Here is a 25,149-nt window from a genome sequence, read left to right as displayed (position 1 = left end):
TTAAAAAAACATTTTTAATTGACTATAAGCTCCCTACATAGAAACCATGCGCTGCCGAAGCACTTCATAAGCTATTGCAGCCACTGAAGTAGATAGATTTAAAGAATCTGCTTTTCCTCGCATAGGCAAAGTGATTTCTTTAAATCTTTCGTGAAACCAGGGCTGCATGAGGCCGTCTTTTTCTGAACCAAAGACTATTGCTGTGGGAGCAAGGAAAGTTTCTTCAAAATATAGCTTCTTAGCTCTGGGGCTCGTGACGTAGACCTCCCAAGATTCTTTGCGAATAAGCTGGAGAACTTCTGGAAGGGAGGCACATAAAACAGGAAGAGTAAACACAGTTCCAAGGGAAGAGCGAATGACATTAGGATTGTATAGATCTACGATAGGATCACAGAGGATCACTCCGTCCACTCCCACTCCATCTCCGGTTCTTAAGAGTGCTCCAACGTTTCCTGGTTTTTCTACCTGCTCAATGATGAGATAAAACGGGACAGGATTTCTTCTGGAAGCTAAAAATTCTTGCGTACTTAAAAAGGTTTTCCGTACTACCGCAATGACATGACCGGAGTTCTCCTTATAAGAAAGCTCTGACAAAGACTCTTCGTGGAAAAAAAATATCGCTATAGAGCGCTTTGCTGCCTCTTGACACAAACTTTCTTCCTCTTCAGAGAGATTTGCAGTACATAGAAGATGCTGAAAAGGATACCCAGCATCTAAGGCTTTTCGGATCTCCCGCACCCCTTCCACAAGAAAGAACTCTCCCTTACGAGATTTAGTTCGTTTTAACGCTAAAGCCTCTTTGATTTTAGGATTGTGTTTTCCTAAGAACTCCATATAGCACAACTCCCTGAAGGCAAGGCATTACTTCCTTCTCCGCAAAAACTTTCCCCACAAAACCACTGCGAAGGGGCAAGCTTTGGCAGCCCCCGTTGCGCTAAGCACTTTAAAAATTCTGGGGTATGGCCCGGGGTGTGTGAAGAGATCACCACCAAACGCGAAGAGGAAGAGAGCAGCTGAGAACATAAAGATAATAACTTAAAGAAATCCTTATCGATTTTAAAAACCTCTCCACCTGGGCCTCGACCGTAGCTAGGGGGATCTAGGACAAGGATATGATATTCCTTCCCTCGGCGAATCTCCCTTTGTAAGAAGGCCATGACATCCTCAATCACCCAAAAGATCCTCTTCTCAGGCAAATGATTTAGTTCGGTATTTTTCTGTGCCCATCTTACTACAGCTTTGGATGCATCCACATGAGTGACCATTGCTCCGCATTTTGCAGCAAAAATTGAGGTAATGCCCGTATAAGCAAATAGATTTAACACACGACATTCTGGAGTGGTCTCTATAGCACGGCGAAGTTGTGGCCAAAATCCGGCATGTTCAGGGAAAACCCCAAGATGCCCAAAAGGAGTCGTTTTCAAACAACAACGCACTCCTTGCAAAAGAATCTCCCATTCCTGAGGGAGATTCTTTCTTATTTGCCACTCTCCTCCCTCTCCCTCTCGGGAAAATCTCGCTGCTGCCTGAGACCATAGCTTAGGAAACTTCTTAGGCCAAATCGCTATACTGGAGGGGCGAGATAGTACCACGGGGCCAAATTTCTCTAGTTTTTGCCCATCTCCACTATCGAGCATAACATAATCCATCTTCCCTACCTACATACTGCTAGACGTTGTAACGTGTCTACCTGGACCTTTGTAGACATATCCACTTCAATATTTACCAGGCTGTTCACACTTTTATAACCCAAACTCGTTCTCTGCAGCGTTTCTGGGATCACCCCTACAGAAAACTCTGTTTCCTTAACTGAAGCTAATGTTAAACTAATGCCATCAATAGCAATAAACCCCTTGTCAAATAAGTAAGGGGCAAGATAGGCAGAAACCTGAAACTCATAACGATTTCCTCGAATAGATATAATTTCCCCCGTACCGCACACATGTCCTGAGACCATATGCCCTCCAACGGGATCCCCGAACCTTAGGGCATTTTCTAAATTCACCCTATCCCCTAGGCAGCATTTTTGAAGCGTTGTGCAAGCTAGTGTTTCTGGAATCACATCGAAAAACATTATGGAGCGTTCTTTTCGTGTCATTGTTAGACAAACCCCGTCTACAGCTACGCTACCACCTTCTATTACCCTATCAAGAAATTTTAGAGTGCCTTGGATTCCCAAAACAACATGCCCCTCCTGAGGTTGTAAAAAACAAATTGTGCCAACTTCTTGAATGATCCCGGAAAACATTGTTCCTCATAAAATTAGAAGAAATAGAAATTTAATAAAGAGCATATCAGTTTCTTCTAAAAATACAGAAAATGATTTAAAAAAAATTCTCCTCCTTTAAGAAAAAAACTTTGCAACTATACTTACTTAGATTACCCTGTTTTTAAAACCTTGTATTCTTTGACTACCTTTAACTTAGGAGGTAGCTCCCATGCAGTGTCCTTTTTGCAATCATGGGGAATTAAGAGTTATAGATTCTAGAAATGCTACCGAAGCAAACGCAATAAAGCGTCGTCGTGAATGTCTGAAGTGTTGTCAACGCTTTACTACCTTCGAAACAGTAGAGCTCACTCTTCAAGTATTAAAGAGGGACGGGCGCTATGAAAGCTTTCAAGAAACTAAATTAATTAATGGATTAAAAGCTGCTTCTAGTCATACTCGTATAGGCCAGGATCAGGTTCATGCGATTGCATCTAATGTAAAAACAGAATTGTTAGGGAAACAAAATAGGGAAATCTCTACCAAAGAAATTGGCGAACTAGTAATGAAATATCTTAAAAAGGCTGACATGATTGCTTATATCAGATTCGCTTGCGTTTACCGTAGGTTTAAAGACGTCGGTGAATTGATGGAAGTCCTATTGTCCGCAACTCCCGATATGGAAAAATAGTTTATAATAAAAGGAGAGACTTTATGCCCCTATCAGAAGATGAGATAGAACAATTTAAGCAAAGACTTTTAGAAATGCGAGCTAAGCTGTCCCATACTTTAGAAGGCAATGCTCAAGAAGTTAAAAAACCAAATGAAGCTACAGGCTATTCTCAACATCAAGCAGATCAAGGTACCGATACATTTGACCGTACGATTAGCCTTGAAGTCACAACGAAAGAGTATGAACTTCTCCGACAAATTAATCGTGCTTTAGAAAAAATCGAAGAAACCTCCTACGGCATCTGTGACGTAAGCGGAGAAGAAATTCCTATTTGTAGACTTATGGCAATCCCATATGCTACAATGACTGTCAAAGCTCAGGAACAATTTGAAAAAGGTCTTCTTTCTGAGAGTTAGTTTTAATGGCCTCGTCATCTCGAAATATATTTATAACTATCCTCTCCTTCGTTCTCTTTGACTGGGCCACAAAATTTGCTGTCCTACTAGGATATAAAAGCTGTGCTTCTCACCCCAAATTATATACTCATAATTGGGGGGGGCTGTCCTTCTCCATCTTTCCCACTTTCAATGAAGGCGCCGCCTTTGGTCTTTTTACAAATTATAAAAAATTTTTATTAATCTTTCGTCTATGTGTTATTGTAGGCATTCTTGCCTATCTTTTTTTTAAAAGAAAATCTTTATCATCTCTCACACGCTTTGCACTCATTTTGCTTTGCTCTGGGGCTATAGGGAACGTAGGAGATATCTTTTTCTACGGTCATGTGATTGACTTCCTTGCTTTCAGTTATAGAAGCTTTGCATTCCCCACATTCAATTTCTCTGACGTCTTTATTTCTTTAGGAACACTATTATTAGTATATAAACTTTATTTTCCTAAAAAACAAAAGACAAATAGTATATAAAGTTTGTTTTCCAAATAATTCTAATGACTGGAGATTAACCGTTATTATTTAAGGGATGAAATTGTTATGATGGCACTCTTATCGTCTTTTGATGATTTTTTCTGGTCCTACATTGCATTTGTAGTGATTATTTTGCTGGGGTGTACCTTATCTTGGAAGTCTCGCTTTTCCCAGTTCACAAAGTTTCCTCAGTTCTGCCGACTTCTACGTCACTATACACAAACAGCTGAAAATGGCGACTCCCCCTCCGAAAAGGGTGTCCATCCTTTAAAGGTATTTTTTGCTTCTGCTGGAGGCAACATAGGAATTGGGAACATTGTCGGTATTGTCACTGCTGCATGCATAGGAGGCCCAGGAGCATTATTTTGGGTGTGGATAGCGGGAATTTTTGGTTCTATAGTGAAGTATTCCGAGGTGTATCTTGGAATTAAGTTTCGCAAGGTCGATAGCGACGGCGTGTATCAGGGTGGGCCTATATATTTTCTTAACAAAGCTTATAAAACTCCCCTGATCTCCTATATTGTTGCCGTGTTATTATGTATCTATGGCGTGGAGATCTACCAGTTTTCGGTAATTACCGAAAGTTTAGCTTCGTGTTGGGAAATCCCTAAGTTCATCCCCATGCTTGCTTTACTCCTTCTTGTTATCTATGCCGTACAGGGGGGGCTACAGCGAGTAGGGAAAATCTGCACCAAGATTCTTCCTGTATTCATGACGATTTACTGTGCTAGCGCTCTTTATATCCTCTTTAAGGAGTATCAGCATATCCCTCAGATGCTCTCTTCTGTGTTCACCTCTGCATTTACAGGACATGGTGCTCTTGGAGGATTTGCAGGATGTACAGTCATTACAACCATCCATCAAGGGATCTCTAGAGCTGCCTATTCTGGGGATATAGGCATTGGCTTTGACTCTATTATCCAAAGTGAAAGCTCTGCCAAAGATCCAAGTTCCCAAGCGCAGCTTAGTATTGTGGGGATTGCTGTAGATAACCTGATTTGCACGTTAAGCCTCCTTATGGTGTTGGCTTCCGGGTCATGGTCTTTAGGGTTTGATAATGCCTTGCAGGCGGTAGAGCACACCTTAACCTCCTACTTCCCCGCGGCAAAGTACTTCCTCCCAGCGTTCTTCTTTGTCACAGGATATACAACCATTATTTCCTACTTCCTCGTTGGGAAAAAATGCGCGAAATTTCTCTATGGCAACTATGGGACGAAGATCTACACCCTCTATGGGTTCATCGCTCTGCCTGCGTTTTGTTTCCTAAATCAGAACACAGCCCTGCTTATCATGTCGATTTCAGGAGCTCTGTTGCTATGCTTTAACCTACTCGGAGTCTATCTCCTGAGAAAAGAAATCCGGTTCCCAGAAAAGGAGGTCTCTCTATCTTCTAAAAGCCTCCCCTCTCTATCGGAATAACTCTTTTTAAACGACACATTTACATTATCTTTACAAAGCCTTCATATGAAGGCTTTGCTTCTTTTGTTTAAAAAAATTTAAATCACGTCTCATTATTTTAGAAATAAACACACAATAAAAAGTAAAATAAAGAAATAAGAAATAATAAATTCTTTATTTTATGAACAGCTACCTCATAGGCGCCTTAGTTTCTTGCTGCGTTCTTCTCTCTTCAGGCATGATTGTGATTTTCATTATGGCAATTTTCTGTCTACATAATGTGAATAAGATCTTAAAGAAGGTAAACCGCCTAACAACGCTGTTAAACTTTGAAGCAAAAGTTTTAGCTCCTCTTTTCCTTGGGAAAAAATTGTTTTTCCGGTGGTGGAAGAAGAAGTGTGCTCCTGTTCACGAAAGTGAAGAAGAAGAGGAGCAAAGCGGGTGGATACGCTCACTATTTCAAGGGGCAAAATGGACAGCTGCAGCGCTGTTGTTATGGTCAGCATTTCGTAATAAAGATTAACTCTCAGGGGGGCTTATGTTTGGAAATCCTTATCGCAAACCTAAAAAAGTGAAGCGAAAGCATTTTTCCTGGTTACGGGGTGTGCTCTTTGGGGGGATCCTTGCTACGCTACTTACTAGTCTGTTTACGCCAAACAGCGGCTCGCAGCTAAGGAAAAAGCTCACAAAATTTAAAAACTCAGGAACAAAGAAAGGCAAAACTTTAATTAAAAATTCGAAGCAGCACACCGAAGCTTTTGCAAAACAAACAAAACAGCTTGCAAAAAACATCGCAAGAGAAATCAAAGAGTTTGCCCAATCTATGATTGACGAAAGCAGAGAGTAATTTTTTAAGCTCTTGTATTTTCCCTCCCACATAGCTTCTCAAAAGATCCTGGATTCTTCTTTCTAGGATCAAATTTTTATTTCCATATATTTATTTTGCTCTTCTCTGTAGTTTAGATCCGCTTAAAACTTACTAAACTCGAAGCACATATGAAATTCTCTCTTTTTCTCTTTCCCTTTCTTCTCTCTGGGACTTCTTACCTTCTCGCTGAAGATGAACTCCTGATTCCTCTTACACGAAAGCATTCCGGAGAAAACCCTCAGGTGTTCACCTTTGTGAGCTCCTCTAAAAATAAAACTACCTACGCGATCCTTAACAGCTTCACTCTCTGTGATTTTCCAGGAAGCCAAATCCTAAAACCAGGAGGGGGATTCCGGAATCTTTGTGGGGACCTCTTCTTTTTAGGGGCAACACCATTTTCCTCTTTAAGCTTCAAAAACCTCCATCTAAGCGCTATAGGATCTGGGGTCTTTTCAGAAGCGTCTGCCTCCTTTGAGAATCTCCGCACACTTCTTTTCACTAATACCTCTAGCTATGGAGGGGCTATCTCAGCAAAAGGAGACATCACCTTCAAAAAAAATCACTCTATAGAGTTTCTTAACAACCGCAGTTTGGGATCGGGAGGAGCGATTCTCCTTTCAGGACCTCGGCAACAAACCCTAACCTTTCAAGAACAACAAGGAGGGATTGTCTTTACCCAAAACACTGCTATCTCCGTTGCTGGCAACTCAGATTCTGGAAATGGCGGGGCGATTTGCAGTACCCATCCGGGATCTAAGGTTTTATTCCAAGGCAACAGAGAGATCCTCTTTCAACAAAACTCTGGAACACTTGGAGGAGCAATCAATGTCGACTTAGGCTCCCTAAAATTTCTGAACAACCTCTGCCCTGTGAGTTTCCTAGATAACCACGCACAATCGGGAGGGGCAATTCATGCTACAACATGCTGCTTTCTTTCCCAGAAAGGTCCGATCACCTTTGAAGGCAACCGCTCCGAGAAATCCGGCGGGGCGATCTGCTCTCAAAACCTTCTCTTTGAAGACAATGATCGCGTGCTCTTTAATAGCAATTCCTCCCTAACCGGAGGGGCCATCTCTGCTCTCACCTGCTCGCTAATTGCTAAAGGGAACATAACCTTTATGAATAACACTTCAAAAACCTCTGGGGGAGGTGCTATTTACCTTTCTGGAACTGCGCCGAGTCTATTCCTGCATGCTAAAGAGGGAGATATTATTTTTTCCCACAACATCATGACAACGGACACCAAAAACTCCTCTACCCAACAACGTAATGCAATTTACATTAAAAATGCTCCTGCTTCCCAGGAGTTCCTAGCAAGCAAAGGGCAAAGAATCCTCTTTTACGATCCTATTTTATCTACAACACTTAGTACAAAATCTCTAGTGTTCAATAAGCCTAAAGATACGACCACCTATACTGGAAGCATCGTTTTCTCTGGGGCGAACCTCAGTGAGGAAGAAAAGAAAAATAATGCCAATAAAACCTCTATCCTGAATCAGCCTTTGGGACTCTATGATGGAACATTATCGTTGGAAGGAGAAGCGACTCTTATCGTAATGAACTTCTCACAATATGGAGGTGTTCTCGCTTTAGGGCCAGGGACTTTGCTTTCTACAAAAAGCTCTGATCAACCAGGGTTTCTCCAAATCTCCCGGCTAGGGTTTAACCTGGAAAATACCTCTTCTACACTCCCAGAGAAAATCCGCACTACAGGGGATGCAAAGATTCTACTCTCAGGAAACCCAGAGATTTATGATCCCCATGGGCTCTTTTACGAGAATCATGAGAAAGCCTCTTCTCAATACACCCTCTCCATCATCATAAGCTCAGGAAAAGAAATCACCCTACTAGATGCTCCTCTACCGCCACTACACAGCCTCGCTCCGAAAACCTCTCAGCCTCTGAATTTTTCAGATCGTGAATACTCAGGATACGGCTATCAAGGCTGCTGGAAGTTTTCCTGGTCTGAAAAAGATACGAAAAAACAAAAAACCCTAATGGCATCATGGATTCCTACAGGAGAGTACATCCTCGATCCCCAAAGGAAAGGGATCTTAGTTCCCACAACATTGTGGTCTACATTTTCTGGACTACATGCAGCAAGAAATGCCCTTCTTGATTCCTACCATAATAATAGCTCGGTCCTTCCGATCAAATATCTTTCGATCTTTGCTAGCCCTATATCCAGCATTATGGAGCAGGATTCCTCCAGCTCCCTACAAGGATTTTCCGTAAAGTATGGAGGACATAGTTTAGGCTTTAGGCTGCCCTATTCTCCAAATACTATGTTCTGTGGGGAAGTTTTCCCAGCTATATGGACAAACCTCCTTAAAAAACTCTCAGGATAAGAGCTCCTCCAAAATGCTTATGGGGATGGTGGCGTTTGTGAAAAGCTGGGAAGCACTCTCTCTAAGCTCTTCTTTTAGCTACGCTGAAGACTCCCAATTTATGAAAACCCCTTCTCTTCTTAAGCTCTCCCAAGGCTCCTGGAGAAACCAAGGTTGGGTAGGCTCTTTAGGAATAGCATACGCTTACCCTAGAGGAGTTCGTTATGTGAAAATCACCCCATTTGCACATTTGGAATCGACCTTCTTAAAGCAAACCCCTTTTATAGAAACTGGTTATGACCCTAGATACTTTGCCTCTTCGGAGCTCTATACGCTTTCCTTGCCTGCAGGTTTCGCTTTAGAACTGCGCTTCCTAGGAAAGAAAACCTCAGCTTTAATCCAAGCAAGCCTTGCCTACATCAAAGATCTCTACAGAAATAACCCTAGTTCTAAGGCGACGTTAATCTTAAATCAATACGGGTGGGACATACCAGAAGTTGCCATAGGAAAGGAGGCCATGACCATGAAAATTCACACGGTAGTCAAACACAAGGCAATCTCAACATATATAGGAATTACAAGTACGCAACGTGAAAATGGAAATATTTCAGGAGATGCCCACATCGGCTTAACCTTAGGATTTTAAAAGGAAATAATTCAAGTTTCTCTATTTTTAGCTGGGTTTGTATAACCCAGCTTTTTCTTCCCTAACTCATTTTCCCCCTAGCTTTTTATCCCTTGCCTAATTTGCTGTTCTGATTTATCTAAGGCGTATCGAGTCTGTGATTACATCCTAAGGTTTTTTCCCTATGAAATGGTTATCTGCTACAGCCATTTTTGCTGCCGCAATTCCTTCAATAACAGCATTTGGTGAGCCTAATTCTGTCGATCTTACAAAAAACTACAACGGGAAAGGACACGGCTCTGATAGCAACTTCACCCAGAAAAATGAGAACTCTAGCGGAACAACATACTCGGTATTAGGAAACGTCACCTTCTCAGAATTCACGAATATCCCTAAAACAGATGCAAATACAATATCCTCTTCAGGAACTCCATCAACCTCAGAGATTAAGGGTGGTGGGGCGTTTCACAATAGCCAAGAAAACGCTCCTATTACGTTTATTACAAATGCAGGGAATCCTGGCTCTTTGACCTGTACAGAAATTAAGATGACCGGACAAGGCGCTGCGATCTATTCCTTGGGTCCTGTGTTAATCGATGGCCTTAATTCAGTAGCGTTTAACAACAACCTCTCTCAGCAATCTGGAGGGGCGATCTTTGCTTCTTCCCTTACTATTACAAACATTATTAACTCCATTACCTTCTCCTCGAATTCTGCTTCTGTCCCTGCTCCTGTAGAATCAACCACGCAGACACCTACAGAAACTTCTTCTACAACAACTACGGGGACTCCCGCAGCTACACTGGCAACGACAACGCAGACACCGAAAACCACTGTACCTCCTGCATCTTCTTCTAGACTCAATACTCTTATCTTGAGTTCCACAGACGCCTCCCCCGCCGCCTCCGCAGAAGCTCAAAGCTACACCCAAGAAACTGCAGGAAACGGAGGAGCAGTTTACTCTAAAGGAGAGGTAATTCTTTCTAAATACAACAATGCTCTATTCAATAAGAACTCTGCAGTAGTAGATTCCAAAGCTGAAGAAGCCATGTCTTCTACAGGTACGGAAAACACGGACAATGCCGATCTCATACGAGGATCGGGAGGAGCAATTTTCTCAACAGGGGGCATTACCTTCCAAGACAGCTCAGGAACGACAGTTTTCTCTCAAAATTCCGCACAGAATTCTGCTGGAGCGATCTATGGTGTTTCTACTATTACCTTTGATAACCTCAATACCTTGAAGTTTCAATCAAACACTTCTAAAAAAGATGGTGGAGCGATTTATTCCAAAGAAGATGTTACGTTTAATAACCTTGTCGAAACACGCTTCATAAAAAATAAATCTGGGGATTTTCAAGCTACAACTCCCCCTGAAGCAGCCTCTAAATCCTTACCTGAGGAGAAAAAAGTATCCGCATCTAGCACTTATCCTATACATATCCAGAAAACCTTTCTTTCCTCTTCTGCTTCATCTGCAGAAAAGAATAAGGCTGATGCAGCAGAAAATAACGGTGTTGCTGCAGCTGCAGCTGCAAAAGCAGCAACAAAAGCATCAGCAGAAACTCCAGGGAAAGAGTCCCATGGTGGAGCTATTTATGCTAAAAAGAACGTCTCCATTACTGGCATTGCCTCTATGTTGGCATTTATTGAAAATCAGGCTACAGGAAATGGAGGAGGGGCCTATATTGAAGGAACCTTAACTTGTACAAGCTCCCACAGACTGCAGTTTGTAAAAAACAAAGCGAAGCAAAGCGGTGGAGGATTATATTGTAAAAGCGACGTTACACTGAAAAACCTTACGGGACAAACTCTATTTCAAGAGAACTCTGCAGAACAAAATGGTGGAGGGATATGTTTAGACACAGAAAAATCTCTCATCCTAGATACCTTGGATAACTTTGTTTTGCAGTCTAACACCTCTTCTCAAAGCGGTGGAGGAGCTTATATCCCTAAAGCATTCACCCTTACCCATACTTCTCCCGAACCAGATGCAGAGTTTCTTCCTGTATATGGTGCTGCTACAATCACAGGAAACACCGCAGAACAAAATGGTGGGGGAATCTTGTCCAAGAGTATAAGCTTTTCGAAGCTAGCCTCCATTACTATTGATGCAAACAAAGCCACAAAAAACGGTGGAGGTCTCTTTAGTGGAACAGAAGTGCAAACAACAGCCTCTTCTCAACCTGTAGCAAGTCCATCTCCACAGCCTACTGCAAGTCAGAAAAGTCCCGCTCCCTTGAAGGCAAATCAAGCTCGGGAAGAAACGCCGGTAGCAAGTGATCCCGATTGCAAGTTTGACTACACGACAAATATTTCCATTACCAACAATACAGCTGGGGAAAGTGGTGGTGGCCTCTATGGAAAAATCGGAGAGTTTAGCCGCATCGATGCATTAACTATCCAAGGGAACTCTGCAACAAAAAGTGGTGGGGCCCTGTATTTTGAAGAAAGCCTTAATGTCTCAAATATCGTCAGTGGGACACTTTCCGGAAATACAGCAAAGACAAATGGTGGGGGCATTTACACAAAATCTATATCCCTAGAAAACCTCCCTGGAGAAATTTCCCTAACCGAGAACAAACTTGAAAATCCCTCGTCTACAACGATGCTAGGAGGAGGTATCTATTCTGAGACTTGCACTCTGAAAAATATTTCCGGAACGTTCCTCTGCTCCAAGAATAAAATTAACGATACCTCCACTACAGACGGAACTCAATCTCCTCCCCAGCAACAGCAGCAAACTCCTCTACAACTTCAAGGTGGAGGAATTTATGCTAAGACTTCCTTCACATTGCAGAACTGCTCAGGGGAACTGATATTCTCTGAAAACTCTGTAAAAACAGCACAGCAAAGCACCACAAAACAGATCTCTGGAGGGGCAATCTACTCCCCTAAGGTCTCTATCAGTGGGTGTACACAGCCTATCAGTTTCTTATCTAACTCTGCAGCAACTAGTGCCACAGATCCTAGTAGTGATACGACAAAAAAAGATAGCATTGGAGGAGCGATTGGCGCGACAACATCTATAACTCTATCTGACAACTCTTCTATCACTTTCTCAAAAAACTATGCAGAAATGGGAGGAGCCATCGGATGCTACAATAGCGAAACTAATGGAAATGGAAATGGCAAGGTGACTATTTCCAATAACAACCTCATCAGATTTGATGGCAACAGCGCACTCAAACGTGGTGGCGCCATTTATGCAGGGACATTGGAAATCCCTAATGGCAACGTTACCTTTCAAAATAACACCTCAAAGTATGACGGAAGTGCTATTTATTGTACAAAATCTGCAACTATTACTGCTGGCTCCACAATCCTCTTCTTGGGGAACACAGTCACAGCTGCTGCAACAACTGCTGCCAGTGGTTCAGGGAATACTAGCATAAACAACCTTGGTGCGGCAATTTACGGTGATAATGGATCTAGTGATGTCCCCATTACCTTAAAAGCATTGAGTGGGGATATCATATTTAAAGATAACCAATGTACAGCTAATGGCAGTACAAAGTACTGTAGTATTGCGGGAAATGTACAATTAGATCTCAAAGCAACTACAGGACGCACTATAGCATTTTATGATGCAGTCAACATTAGTACGAAAAATAGCCAAACACAGAATCTCGATATTAACAAAGCAGAAAACGGCACGACCTATGAGGGTACAGTGCTATTCTCCGGGGAATATCATGAGAACAAATCCTTCATCCCACAAAAAGTTACTCTCCATAATGGAACTCTGGTTCTTGGAGAAAATGCAGAGTTAAATGTTATTTCCTTCAAACAAGAAGAAGGAACTACAGTAGTCCTTGGTCCAGGAGCTATACTTTCTAACCACCAAAAAGAAGCCGGAAACATCTCACTAAACAATGTCGTTATAGACTTTAGCGGTGCGATCCCTACAAAGGAAAATCCTACTGCGTCTGCTCCGACCTTGAGACTAGTCACCCGTACACCACCACCGCAACCTCAAGTAAACGACACCATTACTTTATCCGGGACGCTATATCTTGATGATCCTCACAATAATGTTTATAACAATCCCTATCTAGGAGAAGACAGAGAAATCACTCTATTCAACGTGTCTGGGGGGACAATCAATGCCAATGATTTGCAAATCACAGGAAACCTAGGAGCAAAAAAAGGCTACATGGGAACATGGTCCTCTTCTCCCACCTCAGACGCCTCGGGGATCAAGCTAAAGTGGACTTTTGATAAATTTCTCCGTTGGGAATACATCCCTAGAAAACATAATTTTTATATTAACTCTATTTGGGGAGCACAGCAGTCTCTAGTAGCTGTTAAACAAGGCCTTATTAACAACATGTTAAGCAATGCAAGATTTGACGATGCTGCATTCAATAACTTATGGATTTCGGGAATAGGCACGTTCTTAAGGAAAGAACAGGGAGATTCCCCTTCCTATACATATCATGGCCGTGGACTTACTGTAGCTATTGACGCTAAACCTCGTCCAGATTTTATTTTAGGAGCTTCTTTCAGCAAGATTCTCGGGCATTCCCACTCTGAAAATAACCTAAACAACTACAAACACAAGAGTTCCGATCACTCCTTGCAGGCATCTTTATATACAGGACAAGCCTTTTATATTCCTTTCCGCTACAGCTTAAAACGCCCACTACTATTCCAAGGGATTCTAACTTACGGATACATGCAACATGATACCACAACAACCTACCCCTCGATTAACGAAAAAAATATCGCAAACTGGGGAGATCGCGGTTGGTTATGCAATGCTCGCTTTTCTTTTGATTTAAAAGAGCCTTCCCACAGTTCTACATCAAGATTTTCTATCTATGGAGAAGCAGAATATACAGAAGTCCGACAAGAGAAATTTACAGAATTAGACTATGACCCGCGATTTTTTGGTCCCTGTGCTTATCGAAATCTCGCCTTCCCTATAGGAGCATTTATTGAAGGAGCACTATCTACATATAACATTCTTCTTTACCACAAGCTATCTGCAGCATTCCTCCCTGTCTTCTATAGGAATAAGCCCATTTCCAGTTATAAAATTCTTTCTACAGGGCAGATAGGAAATATTTTAGGTGTCATACCAACAAGAAGCGCTGTAAATGTGGAATACAGCCAACAAATGTATCTTGGTTCCTACTGGACCATTTACGGCACGTACTCTGCCGTAGCTTCCCAATACACACTCATTCAAACTGTGAACGGAGGCCTAAGATTTGTCTTCTAGGCAAACAAAGATGCGGAGAGAGTGGGATTCGAACCCACGGTACGCGTTAACGCACACACGCTTTCCAAGCGTGCTCCTTAAGCCACTCGGACATCTCTCCAAAAAAAACAAGACGATGAGAAGATATCTCATCATCTCTATTTTTCGCAATATCTCATGATTCCAAGAGAACTTTATTCTTTGGCTTTCAAAGAATTTTCTCTATATTAAAGCATCCTTTCAATAAAATAGCTCTTCCCGAAGTAATTTATTTTCATAATGCGTAAAATACTCATCTTTTTTTGTGTTCTTTTTTATTCCATAGAAATTTTTGGAAATACTTCCCAAACAAAGCCATGTATTTTGGTAAGTATTGCTCCCTACAAATTTCTCGTAGAAAAGATTGTTGGGGAAACCTGCCAAGTGTATTCTATCGTTACGAATCACTATGACCCTCATACCTATGAACCTTCCCCGAAACAAATAGAAAAAGTCCGTCAAGGGGAGCTATGGTTCCGTATTGGGGAAACCTTTGAAACACTTTGCAGCAAAGGCCTCTCTTGTGAACAAATAGACCTTACCAAAAATCTTGATCTCTTGCCAAAAGGTTGTCACAAACACGCTACCTTCGATACCCACACCTGGCTAAGCCCAAAAAACCTCAAACTCCAAGTACAGGAAATCGTGAACACGCTAAGTGTTAAATACCCCCACAATGCTCAAGAATATCATGCTAGAGAAGCTGAGCTACTATCTACCTTAGACTCCTTGGATCAAGAGATCTCTGCCATTACTTCCTCTACAAAAAAACGCCATATTTTGGTCTCGCATCCTGCCTTTGGATATTTCTGCCGTGATTATGGCTTCCATCAAATTCCTATAGAAAAAGATAACCATATGGATCCCTCCCCTAAGGAAATCTCCCATCTCCTTACCAACATCCAAAAGCACAAGCTTTCTTCTATTGTCCTTCTCCAATATGCGGGACGTCGTAGTAGTACAATGCTTGCAAAGCGCTTTCAGATGGAGATCGTCACTCTAGATCCTTATGAAGAAAACGTCCTGTGCAATCTCAAAACCATAGCGACAACTTTTGCTAATCTATGAAATACTCTATTCGTGCGGAAAACTTATCCTTTCGTTATCTTCCTAGAGAGCCCAAGGTCGTAGATACTGTTTCCTTCGATGTTCATGAGGGAGACTTTATCGGCATTATTGGTCCTAACGGCGGGGGGAAATCAACCCTGGTAAAGTTGATCATAGGATTTCTACAACCTACGGAAGGGAATATTCATGTTGCCTATTCTAATTCTCACACTCCCTACACTATAGGATGGGTTCCTCAGCACTTTGCCTATGACTCTCATTTTCCCATTTCCGTTCAGGATGTGGTACTTTCCGGAAGGTTAGCAACGCTTCCTTGGCACGGAAGGTATCAAAAAGCAGACTATGCTGCTGTTGAAAAAGCTCTGGATACTGTGAGTCTCTCCCATAATCTCCATACCTGCTTCTCTCACCTCTCTGGAGGACAGATGCAGCGGGTACTTTTAGCAAGAGCTTTAGTATCTCATCCTAAAATCTTAATTCTTGATGAACCTACAACAAACATTGATGCCGATAACCAACAAAAAATCCTTCAAATTTTAAAAAAGATCAATGCTTCCTGTACGATTCTTATGGTCACCCACGACCTCCACCATACAACACATTTCTTTAATAAAGTCTTTTATATGAATAAAACCCTGACAACACTCACTGACACTTCTTCCCTCATCAATCAATTTTGTTGTCACACAACTTCTCAGGATCACATCCATGCTTAACACCATATTTAGCAGTTCTCTTCCACTTTTCCTACTTCCCTCTTTCCTTGCCGCTTTGGGGGCCTCGATTTCTGGAGGTATCGTTGGAACATACATTGTAGTGAAGCGTATCGTTTCTATTAGCGGGAGTATCTCCCACGCAATCCTAGGAGGAATAGGGCTCACCCTGTGGATACAATATCACCTAAACCTTACATTTTCTCCTCTATACGGAGCTCTGGTTGGCGGCATACTCTTAGCCCTCTTCATTGGAAAAATCCATATGAAATACCAAGAACGCGAAGATGCTCTTATCTCTATGATTTGGTCTTTGGGGATGGCAGTAGGGATGATCTTTATCTCTCAGATTCCCTCAGTAAATAGCGAGCTAATAAACTTCTTATTTGGAAATATCCTTTGGGTTTCTACCCAAGATCTCTATAACTTAGGAATTTTAGACGTTATTGTTTTAAGCACTACAGCCATATGCCACACGCGCTTCCTCGCCCTATGCTTTGATGAGAAATACATGGCCTTAAGTCGCGCTTCTGTCACACTATGGTATTTCCTTCTGCTCATTCTCACAGCCATCACTATCGTGATGTTGATCTACGTCATGGGGATCATTCTTATGTTAAGTATGCTCGTTCTTCCTGTCTCTATCGCCTGCAGGTTCTCCTACAAAATGACGCACATCATGGGGGCTGCTGTCCTACTAAACATCATCAGCTCTTTTGCAGGAATTACCCTTGCTTATGTTCTCAACATCCCTGTAGGACCTGCAATTACCACACTAATGGGATTGATTTATATCGTAAGTCTTTGTTTGAAACAGCCCAGCAACTCCTCTATACCTTCTCCTGTTAATCCAGATAGCAACACAAAGGTGCACGAAGGAAAGCTCTCTTGAAAGCTCTCTAATCTTTCCTGCTGCTCTTCAGGGAGAAGCTCATCGATCTTATTTAACGCTACTACCATATCCTTATGCGAGAGATCCTCTTTGTAACTCTGTAATTCTTGAATCAAGATCTGCAGATCCTCTTCTGGAGTATTACGCTCACTCTTAGAAATATCCACGACAAAAAGCAATAAGCGAGTTCTTTCTATATGCTTTAGAAAATCTAAACCCAACCCACGATTATTATGTGCTCCTTCAATGATCCCAGGGATGTCTGCAAGCACCCAAGGTTTAAGATAAAGATCGTTCCCAGGACGTGAAATCAGCCCTAGAGAAGGAGTTAGGGTAGTAAAAGGATATGCTCCTACTTTAGCTTCCGTGCTTGCTAGTGTATTAAACAATGTCGATTTTCCCGCATTAGGGAACCCTACCATGCCAATATCCGCGATAAGCTTTAGCTCTAACTCCACTTGACGACACTCTCCAGGAGTCCCTGGAGTAGCTTTGGTGGGGGCACGATTTGTCGAGGTTTTAAAGAAGGTATTCCCCTTTCCTCCTCGCCCCCCACGACAAACCACAAGACGTTCTCCGTGTGACGTGAAGTCATAGAGAACCTCTCCCGTCTTCGCATCACGTAGCAACGTCCCCTCAGGAACTTTAAGAACAAGATCCTCGCCATTTCTTCCCGTACGGTTATTTGTGGCACCGTTTTGTCCATCGCTTGCTTTTAAAAAGCGTACATTTCTATAGATATCTAAGGAGCACTCATTGGTGACTGCCTCAATAATGATGGATCCTCCCATACCACCATTTCCCCCGTAAGGCCCTCCTTTAGGAAGGCATTTTTCCTTTCTCCAAGAAACAACACCGTTCCCTCCTTTCCCCGCCTGCAGCTCTAACGTTACCTGATCTACAAACATAATCCGACTCTTATACACATGTACAAAACAAAAAGCTCCATTTCATGCCTGAGCAAAAAATAGAGCTTCTACCTTCTTAAAAAATCTTAAGGGAAGGGCGTAATCCTTACTGAGAAACCACAGAAATATACGTGCGGTTTGTTTTTTTCATCACTACAACTCCATCTGCTAATGCAAATAGAGTATCATCACGACCCCGACCAACATTTTGTGCAGGGTGCCACTTCGTACCTCGCTGACGAACAAGGATACTTCCTGTTAAGACTCTTTGCCCAGCACCGACTTTAACCCCCAGACGCTTAGATTTAGAATCTCTACCGTTACGGCTTGCTCCCTGACCTTTCTTATGTGCCATTTCAAAACTCTCTAATTACAAACCTTAAATCACCAATTCTTTAATCCTTACCCGATGGTATTTTTGGCGATGTCCATGTTTAATGTGATAATTTTTGCGTTTTTTATATTTGTACGCAGTAATTTTCTCTCCCTTAACGTTGGCAAGACACTCTGCTTTAACTACAGCATTTGCAACCGTAGGGCTTCCAACAACGGATTTAGATCCATCAAAGGCAAATAGAACTTCCCCGAAAAGCACTTCTTGATTTTCAGAAACGTTATCTAATAACTCTACATCAATAATATCGCCTTGACGAACCTGATATTGCTTACTTCCCGTGAAGATAATTGCGTAAGGATCCATGCTATACTATTCTCTCTTATGATTATTCCCTGTATTGTGTGCTAAACACTATGTGCCCAAGTAATTTAGCAAACTAGAGGATTATAAAAAATATAAAGTCCGAGGTTTTCTCCCCTGGACATGCGGACATTTCCAATATGGCCAGAGCCGGGATCGAACCGACGACACAAGGATCTTCAGTCCTCTGCTCTACCAGCTGAGCTATCTAGCCATTTTATCGAGGAATCATAAAGAAATATTCGTTTTAATAGCAACGAGATTTCCATATCTTTCAGATCGGATTCAGGATCTTCCTTACTCTTTTTTAAGAAAAGTTTTTACAAACCTTAGAAAAAACTCCCATTAAGCTTTGATAAAAAAGTTTATCACAATAAAAAAGTAGAAAAATACATGGGATTTATCTATAACCTCTTCGTGGGTTCTACTTTCTTATTTGGCGTTTTTACCCCTCGTAAGTCTCTTCATGAGTATGTTCCCAGCAATTATCTTGCGTTTACAGGAGATGTATGAGTCCAGCGAATACGTCTAAATCTAAGTCTAAGAAGCTCCCACAATGGATTTGCCGTACCGGCATAGGTCAAGATAGCCATCGTTTCCTTCCTGAAAGCTCTACAAAACCGTGCATACTTGGTGGAGTAATTTTTGAGAACACTCCGGGCTTCCAAGCAAATTCTGATGGGGATGTGATTTTTCATGCTGTCTGCAATGCAATTTCTTCAATTACGCACAAAATTATTTTAGGAGAAATTGCAGACAAGCTTCTACATACTCGAGGCATTACTGACAGCAGTGTATATCTCGAAGAGGCTTTAAAATCTTTAAAGCCTACGCAAGCTATTTCTCATATTGCGATTACTCTTGAGGGTAAGCGCCCGAAGTTTCGTTCTAAGTTCTCAGAATTACGTCAAAGCATTGGCAATGCCTTAAAAATCCCTTCAGAATCCGTAGGAATTACAGCAACTTCAGGAGAGGGGCTGAGTGATTATGGTTGTGGTGATGGTATACAGTGTATTTGCATTCTCACGGTCATGGAATATCGTGGTCAATAAACATCGACTATATAACGCTGTTCTTCTTTAAGAGCATGAACATGCTCTTTTCCTAGAATGTCCTCTAAGGCTTTTTTCACTTCTATCCCAAGAGCCTTTCTTCCGCAAATAAAAAAGAGTGCTCCCTCCTCATAGGCTTCGCGGACTCTCTTGCTTTGAGTTCTTAAGGCATCTTGAACATAAATCTTCTGCTCGCTTTCTCGAGAAAAAGCTAAAAACATCTCCAAAGACCCTTGGTCTATAACTTCATGCCAGAATTCCTGATAATAAAAATTCGCGTTCTTCTGACGCTCTCCAAAAAACAATAAGTTTTTCTTAGGGTTCTTTAGAAACACCCGCTGTTCTACAAATCCCTTGAAGGGTGCGATTCCTGTCCCTGAACCGATCATCACGATAGGCCTATCTTGACTCCTTTCCGATAAAGTAAAATGTTTTGTGGGCTGAACATATACATAAGGAGCATCTTTTCCAGGGCATAAGGTTTCACAAAGAAATGTCGAACACACTCCATAGCGACGATGGAACTTCCCCTCATATGACACCCTACGTACCAATAACTCTATCTGCTGAGGAGACACATAAGGGGAGGAAGCAATAGAATACAAGCGTGGTAATAAAGGAAACACACTATTCACAAACTCCTCTAAAGGGATCCTAGGGAGGAACTCCTTTAGAGCATCATAAAGAGTGGTATTTGGAGCAAGTTCTTGAGGGAAATAAGAAAGAAGCTTTGCAGGAAGCTTATTAATATCTGCATATTTTTCTAAGAATTCCTCTATGGGAAGAACACATGCTCCTCGAATATAGGACACAAGAGTTCCCCGAGAAACCCCTAGAAAACCTAAAACTTCATCAATAACTTGAGGAGAATTTTTTGGAAAAACCCCCAGAGCATCCCCAACTTTATAAGAAAGGTTCGTGCTCTGAGTATTAAAGACTATGCGATATACAGGATCCCCTAAATCTAAGTCTCCTGATGGATCACAATAAAAAAGTGGCTCACATACATCTATAAGAGCTTGTTGAGCATTAAACTTTTGAAGCAAATGCATTAAGTAAACAAGTTACGCAGCTTTTATCTTAATATCAACACCTGCAGGGAGAGAAAGCATTTTTAAAGCATCTATAGTTTTTCCTGTAGGATCTAAAATATCTACGAGACGCTTATGTGTGCGGATTTCAAATTGCTCTCGAGATTTTTTATCGACATGTGGAGAACGGAGTACAGTATAAACCTCTCGTTTCGTTGGCAAAGGAATCGGACCAACAACTCGAGCTCCTGTTCTTTTTGCTGTTTCAACAATATCTGCTGTAGAACGATCGAGCTGTCCTTGATCAAATCCTTTCAAGCGTATGCGAATTTTTTGCTTCTGCTGCTTCATATCATCCTTATTTCTTAACGATCTCTTCTTGAATTTTTTGAGGAACTTTTGCAAAGAAGGCCGGCTCCATCGTAGATGTCGCTCGTCCCGAAGTTAAAGATCTTAAAGACGTAGTATACCCAAACATTTCACTTAAAGGAATTTCAGCGTTCACTTGAGCCATACCTCGAGAAGATTCCTGACCAAGAATCTTTCCTCGACGACGGTTAAGATCTCCAATTACATCCCCTAGATGTTCCTCAGGAGTAATCACAGCAACCTTCATAATAGGCTCTAAAATTACAGGCTTAGCTTTCCTACATGCATCTTTGATTGCCATCGAACCACATATCTTAAATGCCATTTCACTTGAATCGACTTCATGGTATGAACCGAATACAATACTAATCTTGACATCGACTAAACTATATCCAGCTAGAACCCCTGTATTTAATCCCTCTTCTATTCCTTTGATGACTGCAGGGATATATTCTTTGGGGATCACACCCCCTACAATCTTGCTAACGATTTCATTACCTTTTCCAGGCTCATTAGGCTCAATCTCAAGACAGACATGCGCATACTGACCACGTCCTCCAGACTGCTTAATATACTTCGTTTCGCAGTTGCCGTTAACCGTAATTGTTTCCTTATAGGATACTTGAGGTTTACCCACATTCGCTTCTACTTTAAACTCGCGGATCATGCGATCACGGAGAATATCCAAATGAAGCTCTCCCATTCCTGAGATAATAGTTTGCCCTGTTTCTTCATTTGTAGAGACTCGGAACGTAGGATCTTCTTCAGACAAAGCTCCTAAAGCTTGAGCTAATTTTTCCCTATCCCCTTTAGACTTCGGCTCAATCGCCATATCAATTACGGGCTCAGGGAAATCTATTTTTTCCAAAACAATCTCTTGGTTATCGTCACACAAGGTATCCCCTGTAACCGAAAACTTCAAGCCAACACAAGCGCCAATATCACCTACTGTGAACTCATCTCTATCAGTTCTTTCATTGGCGTGCATCTCGAGCAAACGAGAGATTCTTTCTTTCTTGTCTTTTGTAGAGTTTAAAATGGCGGAACCTTTTTTTAGTGTTCCGGAATAAATGCGAATAAAAGTAATTCTCCCGACGTATGGGTCTGTCATAATTTTAAACGCCAAAGCCGCAAGAGGACCATCTTTTTTCGGCTCAAGAACAACCTCTTCACCTGTTTTTAAGCTAATCCCACGAATACTTCCCCGATCAAGAGGAGAAGGAAGCCATTTAACAATGACATTTAAAAGCTGTTGCACCCCTTTATTCTTAAAGGCGGTCCCACAAAGAACTGGATTAATTTTATTGGCAATGACGCCAACACGCATTACCTCATGAATTTCATCTTCAGTGATAGAATCGGGATCTTCTAGAACTTTCATCATGAAAGCTTCATTGCTTTCATCTACGGTAGCCAACTCTTCTAACAGAGCGGCGCGAAGTTCTGCACAACGCTCTTTTAATTCCTCTGGGATCTCTCGTTCTTCCCACTTTGCTCCAAGAGTTTCATCAAGAAAATACAAAGCTTTTTGGGAAATTAAATCTACCATTCCCACAAACTGGCTCTCTGAACCAATAGGACAGTGAACAGCAACTGCATTTGCCCCTAATTTTTCCTTCATAGATTCTATGGCAGCAAAATAGTTTGCCCCCATACGATCCATCTTATTTACAAAGGCAATTCGGGGAACGCCATACTTATTTGCCTGCCGCCAAACGGTTTCTGATTGAGGCTCCACCCCAGACACAGCATCAAAAACAGCAACAGCACCATCAAGAACACGAAGAGAACGCTCTACCTCGATTGTGAAATCAACGTGGCCCGGAGTGTCAATGATATTAATTTTCTTCCCAAGCCAGAATACTGTGGTTGCAGCAGAGGTGATCGTGATTCCTCTCTCTTGCTCCTGCTCCATCCAGTCCATGGTGGCACCGCCCTCATGCACCTCGCCGATCTTGTGCGTCCTACCAGCATAAAAAAGAATTCTTTCTGTCGTTGTAGTCTTTCCAGCATCAATATGAGCCATGATGCCAATATTTCTAATATCGCTTAAATCGAATTCTTTACCACTCATGAACCTTTACGATCTCCTTAAAACAACTTCGACTTACCACTTATAGTGAGCAAACGCCTTATTAGCTTCAGCCATACGATGGGTGTCCTCACGCTTTTTAATCGTCGCCCCTTGCTTGTTAAAACAATCCACAAGCTCTGCTGCCAACCCAACTTCCATAGACTTTCCTGGTTTAACCCTCGCATGCTTGATAATCCACTGCATAGCCAAGCAATTCCTTCTTTCTGGCGCAACCTCTACAGGAACCTGATATGTAGCTCCACCAACACGTCGAGAACGCACTTCTAAAATAGGCTTTGCATTCTCAAGAGCTTCTTCAAAAGCTTCTAGAGTATTCTCCACACCAAGCTTTTTAGAAAAGCGCTCTAAAGCAGAATACACGATTTTTCTGGCTATGCTCTTTTTCCCATGCAACATAACTTTATTGATAAACCTCTCCAAAGTTACGCTCCCATAAACAGGATCCCCGGGAATATTTCGCTTTTCTGCGGCATGCCGTCTTGACATATTACTTAACCTCTACCTTCTGTCTTCCTGAAAACTATTTTACTTAGGACGCTTTGCGCCATATCGAGAACGACTTTGCTTTCTATTTTTTACTGCGGCACAATCTAACGCACCACGAACAATATGATAACGTACGCCAGGCAAATCCTTCACTCTTCCGCCCTGCACAAGCACAATACTGTGCTCTTGTAAGTTATGTCCCTCTCCACCGATATAAGCAATTACCTCTTGGCCATTGGAAAGACGGACCCAAGCGACCTTTCGCAAAGCTGAGTTTGGTTTTTTAGGAGTTTTTGTCTTTACTTGAAGACATACCCCTCGACGCTGAGGACACTTCTGCAATGCTGGAGACTTCCTTCTTCCTTCAGAAGATCTTCGTTTTTTACGAATTAATTGATTGATGGTTGGCATGTATTCTCTCGATTCAACCTTACTACTACAAGCAGGAAAATATAGAGTATGCTTCTCTTTGTTGGCAAGGCCTTATTTTTCTAATGAATAGGAGAGAAATTTCCTTGTTTCAAAAATGAAATATTCTTTTCAGAAAAAACACAACTTTAAATAACTTCCTTAAAAAAAGGATAGGCTATTTTTTATTCTAGTTATTCTAGCTTCTTTCTTCTAAAAGAGATTGTGCACAATTCAGACAATATTCTAGAGAGCCTTGGTTCATATAGCCGAAAAGAAACCCCGTGATAAGTTTTGGAAGAAGTTCTTTACTACAGGGGTAACTCACTTCTTTTTCTTTATAAAGAATGCGCAGAGTATCTTGGCTATAGATAAATACTGTAGGAACCATGCGTGCAAGGAACCGAGAGGCTTGAGCTATATCGGGGATCTTGAGAAAAGCCTGTTCTGAGAATTCTGAAAGAAATATTACATCTACTAACTCTAATAACCCCCATAGGCGTGATAAAAACATTGCGTTGACCTGAAGATCGCAAAGATCTAAAAGCACAAGATTATGTTTATGATTCGCCTCTCGGAGAGCTTTCTCTAAACAGTCTCCATAAAGCAGAAGCTGTCCATCGATAAGCACATGGCCTTTTAAAGAAAGAAGGTCTGCATAAATATTCTTTTGAGAAAAAGTCTGAGTGATCTGGGAAGCGTAAACTAAAGTATCTAGATAAGGAGGGCACCGAAGAATTAACCGCAGCTGCTCTACGTGTTGCAAAGCAGGGCCTTCTTCTGAGACTTGAGGTACTGGACTCTCAAGATTCCTCCTACAAGAAATTCCCAAACTTGAGAGCTGCTCTGGAGAGAGATTTAGAGGCTCCTTTCTTTTTATAACAACATTAGCTTCAGGAAATGTCATTTTATAAAGTGAAAAAATCTCTTGAATCTTTAAAACATCTACAGGATATACCTCTCCAATTTCAAAGGAGCATTTGTGGATAAATTCGCTATTTACTTCGAGAACCGCATCTACAAAAGGGCTTCCTAGGAAGGTCAAATGTTTACGTTCTTCCCAGGGAAAGGCTTCCTTTCCCCATAGGAAGCTCGTAGCTAAGGTGCTATAGAAAAAAAACTTATAGAAATGGGAACGCCACATAAACATCCTGATTAAGGATTCT

The 25,149-nt window shown here is 41.7% G+C and carries 25 protein-coding genes and 2 tRNA genes; 13 read left to right on the top strand and 14 right to left on the bottom strand.

All coding sequences use genetic code 11. The features are described 5' to 3' along the window. Window positions 1-33: 33 nt before the first annotated feature. Genes G5S_RS02435 through G5S_RS02425 form a run of 3 tightly spaced genes read right to left on the bottom strand, consistent with a single transcriptional unit; the run spans window position 34 to window position 2,248 of the window. Window positions 34-834 (bottom strand): TrmH family RNA methyltransferase, encoded by an 801-nt coding sequence (locus G5S_RS02435; RefSeq protein ID WP_013712592.1) that lies wholly within the window; start codon window positions 832-834, stop codon window positions 34-36. Next, window positions 822-1,649: a class I SAM-dependent methyltransferase gene (locus G5S_RS02430; protein ID WP_013712591.1), complete on the bottom strand. Its 828-nt coding sequence runs from the start codon at window positions 1,647-1,649 to the stop codon at window positions 822-824. Before G5S_RS02430 ends, G5S_RS02435 begins: the two co-directional genes overlap by 13 nt. Window positions 1,650-1,654: 5 nt before the next feature. Next, on the bottom strand, window positions 1,655-2,248 hold the full coding sequence (locus G5S_RS02425) for a riboflavin synthase (protein WP_013712590.1): 594 nt from the start codon (window positions 2,246-2,248) through the stop codon (window positions 1,655-1,657). A 190-nt stretch (window positions 2,249-2,438) separates the two neighbouring features. Between G5S_RS02425 and nrdR the strand changes: the two genes are divergently transcribed. From nrdR to G5S_RS02385, 9 genes are all read left to right on the top strand, one after another. Next, window positions 2,439-2,897, top strand: coding sequence for a transcriptional regulator NrdR (gene nrdR, locus G5S_RS02420; RefSeq protein WP_013712588.1), 459 nt, complete (start codon window positions 2,439-2,441; stop codon window positions 2,895-2,897). Between the two features lie 23 nt (window positions 2,898-2,920). After that, a complete protein-coding gene (locus G5S_RS02415) occupies window positions 2,921-3,295 on the top strand; it encodes a TraR/DksA family transcriptional regulator (protein ID WP_013712587.1) in 375 nt (124 codons plus the stop codon). 5 nt (window positions 3,296-3,300) lie between these two features. Then, window positions 3,301-3,801: a signal peptidase II gene (gene lspA / locus G5S_RS02410; protein WP_013712586.1), complete on the top strand. Its 501-nt coding sequence runs from the start codon at window positions 3,301-3,303 to the stop codon at window positions 3,799-3,801. Window positions 3,802-3,867: 66 nt separating this feature from the next. Beyond that, on the top strand, window positions 3,868-5,220 hold the full coding sequence (locus tag G5S_RS02405; protein ID WP_013712585.1) for an amino acid carrier protein: 1,353 nt from the start codon (window positions 3,868-3,870) through the stop codon (window positions 5,218-5,220). A 160-nt stretch (window positions 5,221-5,380) separates the two neighbouring features. Beyond that, entirely contained in the window at window positions 5,381-5,722 is a 342-nt protein-coding gene (locus tag G5S_RS02400) for a hypothetical protein (protein WP_013712584.1), read from the top strand. A 15-nt stretch (window positions 5,723-5,737) separates the two neighbouring features. Next, window positions 5,738-6,046, top strand: a complete 309-nt coding sequence (locus tag G5S_RS02395; RefSeq protein WP_013712583.1) for a YtxH domain-containing protein — start codon at window positions 5,738-5,740, stop codon at window positions 6,044-6,046. Between the two features lie 149 nt (window positions 6,047-6,195). Continuing rightward, window positions 6,196-8,415, top strand: coding sequence for a Pmp family polymorphic membrane protein autotransporter adhesin (locus G5S_RS02390; protein WP_049770598.1), 2,220 nt, complete (start codon window positions 6,196-6,198; stop codon window positions 8,413-8,415). Continuing rightward, window positions 8,360-9,040, top strand: a complete 681-nt coding sequence (locus G5S_RS04895) for an autotransporter outer membrane beta-barrel domain-containing protein (protein ID WP_049770597.1) — start codon at window positions 8,360-8,362, stop codon at window positions 9,038-9,040. Before G5S_RS02390 ends, G5S_RS04895 begins: the two co-directional genes overlap by 56 nt. Before the next feature lie 163 nt (window positions 9,041-9,203). Further along, window positions 9,204-14,246 carry a polymorphic outer membrane protein middle domain-containing protein gene (locus G5S_RS02385; protein ID WP_013712582.1) on the top strand — a complete coding sequence of 1,681 codons (5,043 nt, stop codon included), beginning with the start codon at window positions 9,204-9,206 and terminating at the stop codon, window positions 14,244-14,246. A 13-nt stretch (window positions 14,247-14,259) separates the two neighbouring features. Here G5S_RS02385 and G5S_RS02380 read toward each other — a convergent pair. After that, window positions 14,260-14,346, bottom strand: a tRNA-Ser gene (locus G5S_RS02380). 158 nt (window positions 14,347-14,504) lie between these two features. Between G5S_RS02380 and G5S_RS02375 the strand changes: the two genes are divergently transcribed. From G5S_RS02375 to G5S_RS04970, 3 genes are read left to right on the top strand one after another with little or no spacing between them, the layout of a single operon-like run. After that, window positions 14,505-15,332, top strand: a complete 828-nt coding sequence (locus tag G5S_RS02375; protein WP_013712581.1) for a metal ABC transporter solute-binding protein, Zn/Mn family — start codon at window positions 14,505-14,507, stop codon at window positions 15,330-15,332. After that, the gene (locus G5S_RS02370; RefSeq protein WP_013712580.1) at window positions 15,329-16,048 is read left to right on the top strand and encodes a metal ABC transporter ATP-binding protein; all 720 of its coding nucleotides are present in this window, start codon (window positions 15,329-15,331) and stop codon (window positions 16,046-16,048) included. Before G5S_RS02375 ends, G5S_RS02370 begins: the two co-directional genes overlap by 4 nt. Then, on the top strand, window positions 16,041-16,937 hold the full coding sequence (locus G5S_RS04970) for a metal ABC transporter permease (RefSeq protein WP_024010318.1): 897 nt from the start codon (window positions 16,041-16,043) through the stop codon (window positions 16,935-16,937). The genes G5S_RS02370 and G5S_RS04970 overlap by 8 nt, the downstream gene beginning before the upstream one ends. Here G5S_RS04970 and obgE read toward each other — a convergent pair. From obgE to G5S_RS02350, 4 genes are all read right to left on the bottom strand, one after another. Next, window positions 16,835-17,845, bottom strand: a complete 1,011-nt coding sequence (gene obgE, locus G5S_RS02365; RefSeq protein WP_013712579.1) for a GTPase ObgE — start codon at window positions 17,843-17,845, stop codon at window positions 16,835-16,837. The genes G5S_RS04970 and obgE overlap by 103 nt on opposite strands. 106 nt (window positions 17,846-17,951) lie before the next feature. Next, the gene (rpmA, locus tag G5S_RS02360) at window positions 17,952-18,200 is read right to left on the bottom strand and encodes a 50S ribosomal protein L27 (RefSeq protein WP_013712578.1); all 249 of its coding nucleotides are present in this window, start codon (window positions 18,198-18,200) and stop codon (window positions 17,952-17,954) included. A 24-nt stretch (window positions 18,201-18,224) separates the two neighbouring features. Beyond that, entirely contained in the window at window positions 18,225-18,545 is a 321-nt protein-coding gene (gene rplU, locus G5S_RS02355) for a 50S ribosomal protein L21 (RefSeq protein WP_013712577.1), read from the bottom strand. A gap of 138 nt (window positions 18,546-18,683) precedes the next feature. Further along, window positions 18,684-18,756 (bottom strand) — tRNA-Phe (locus G5S_RS02350). A 295-nt stretch (window positions 18,757-19,051) separates the two neighbouring features. On the opposite strand from G5S_RS02350, the gene ispF reads away from it, so the two are divergent. Then, window positions 19,052-19,594 carry a 2-C-methyl-D-erythritol 2,4-cyclodiphosphate synthase gene (gene ispF, locus G5S_RS02345; protein WP_013712576.1) on the top strand — a complete coding sequence of 181 codons (543 nt, stop codon included), beginning with the start codon at window positions 19,052-19,054 and terminating at the stop codon, window positions 19,592-19,594. Here the strand turns inward: ispF and G5S_RS02340 are convergent. The 6 genes from G5S_RS02340 to G5S_RS02315 form a co-directional block, all read right to left on the bottom strand. After that, window positions 19,588-20,646, bottom strand: a complete 1,059-nt coding sequence (locus G5S_RS02340; protein ID WP_013712575.1) for a ferredoxin reductase domain-containing protein — start codon at window positions 20,644-20,646, stop codon at window positions 19,588-19,590. The two genes, ispF and G5S_RS02340, sit on opposite strands and share 7 nt — an antisense overlap. 12 nt (window positions 20,647-20,658) lie before the next feature. Beyond that, window positions 20,659-20,976 (bottom strand): 30S ribosomal protein S10, encoded by a 318-nt coding sequence (rpsJ, locus tag G5S_RS02335; RefSeq protein ID WP_013712574.1) that lies wholly within the window; start codon window positions 20,974-20,976, stop codon window positions 20,659-20,661. A 7-nt stretch (window positions 20,977-20,983) separates the two neighbouring features. Beyond that, the gene (gene fusA, locus G5S_RS02330) at window positions 20,984-23,068 is read right to left on the bottom strand and encodes an elongation factor G (RefSeq protein ID WP_013712573.1); all 2,085 of its coding nucleotides are present in this window, start codon (window positions 23,066-23,068) and stop codon (window positions 20,984-20,986) included. Window positions 23,069-23,101: 33 nt separating this feature from the next. Further along, window positions 23,102-23,575: a 30S ribosomal protein S7 gene (gene rpsG / locus G5S_RS02325; RefSeq protein ID WP_013712572.1), complete on the bottom strand. Its 474-nt coding sequence runs from the start codon at window positions 23,573-23,575 to the stop codon at window positions 23,102-23,104. A 39-nt stretch (window positions 23,576-23,614) separates the two neighbouring features. Then, on the bottom strand, window positions 23,615-23,986 hold the full coding sequence (gene rpsL, locus G5S_RS02320; protein WP_013712571.1) for a 30S ribosomal protein S12: 372 nt from the start codon (window positions 23,984-23,986) through the stop codon (window positions 23,615-23,617). Between the two features lie 196 nt (window positions 23,987-24,182). Beyond that, a complete protein-coding gene (locus tag G5S_RS02315; RefSeq protein ID WP_013712569.1) occupies window positions 24,183-25,127 on the bottom strand; it encodes a carbohydrate kinase family protein in 945 nt (314 codons plus the stop codon). Between the last annotated feature and the right edge of the window lie 22 nt (window positions 25,128-25,149).

Source organism: Chlamydia pecorum E58 (genome assembly GCF_000204135.1).
Taxonomy (GTDB): domain Bacteria; phylum Chlamydiota; class Chlamydiia; order Chlamydiales; family Chlamydiaceae; genus Chlamydia; species Chlamydia pecorum.
The sequence above is the reverse complement of the archived record's forward strand: the minus strand, read 5'-3'. Positions and strand labels throughout refer to the sequence as shown.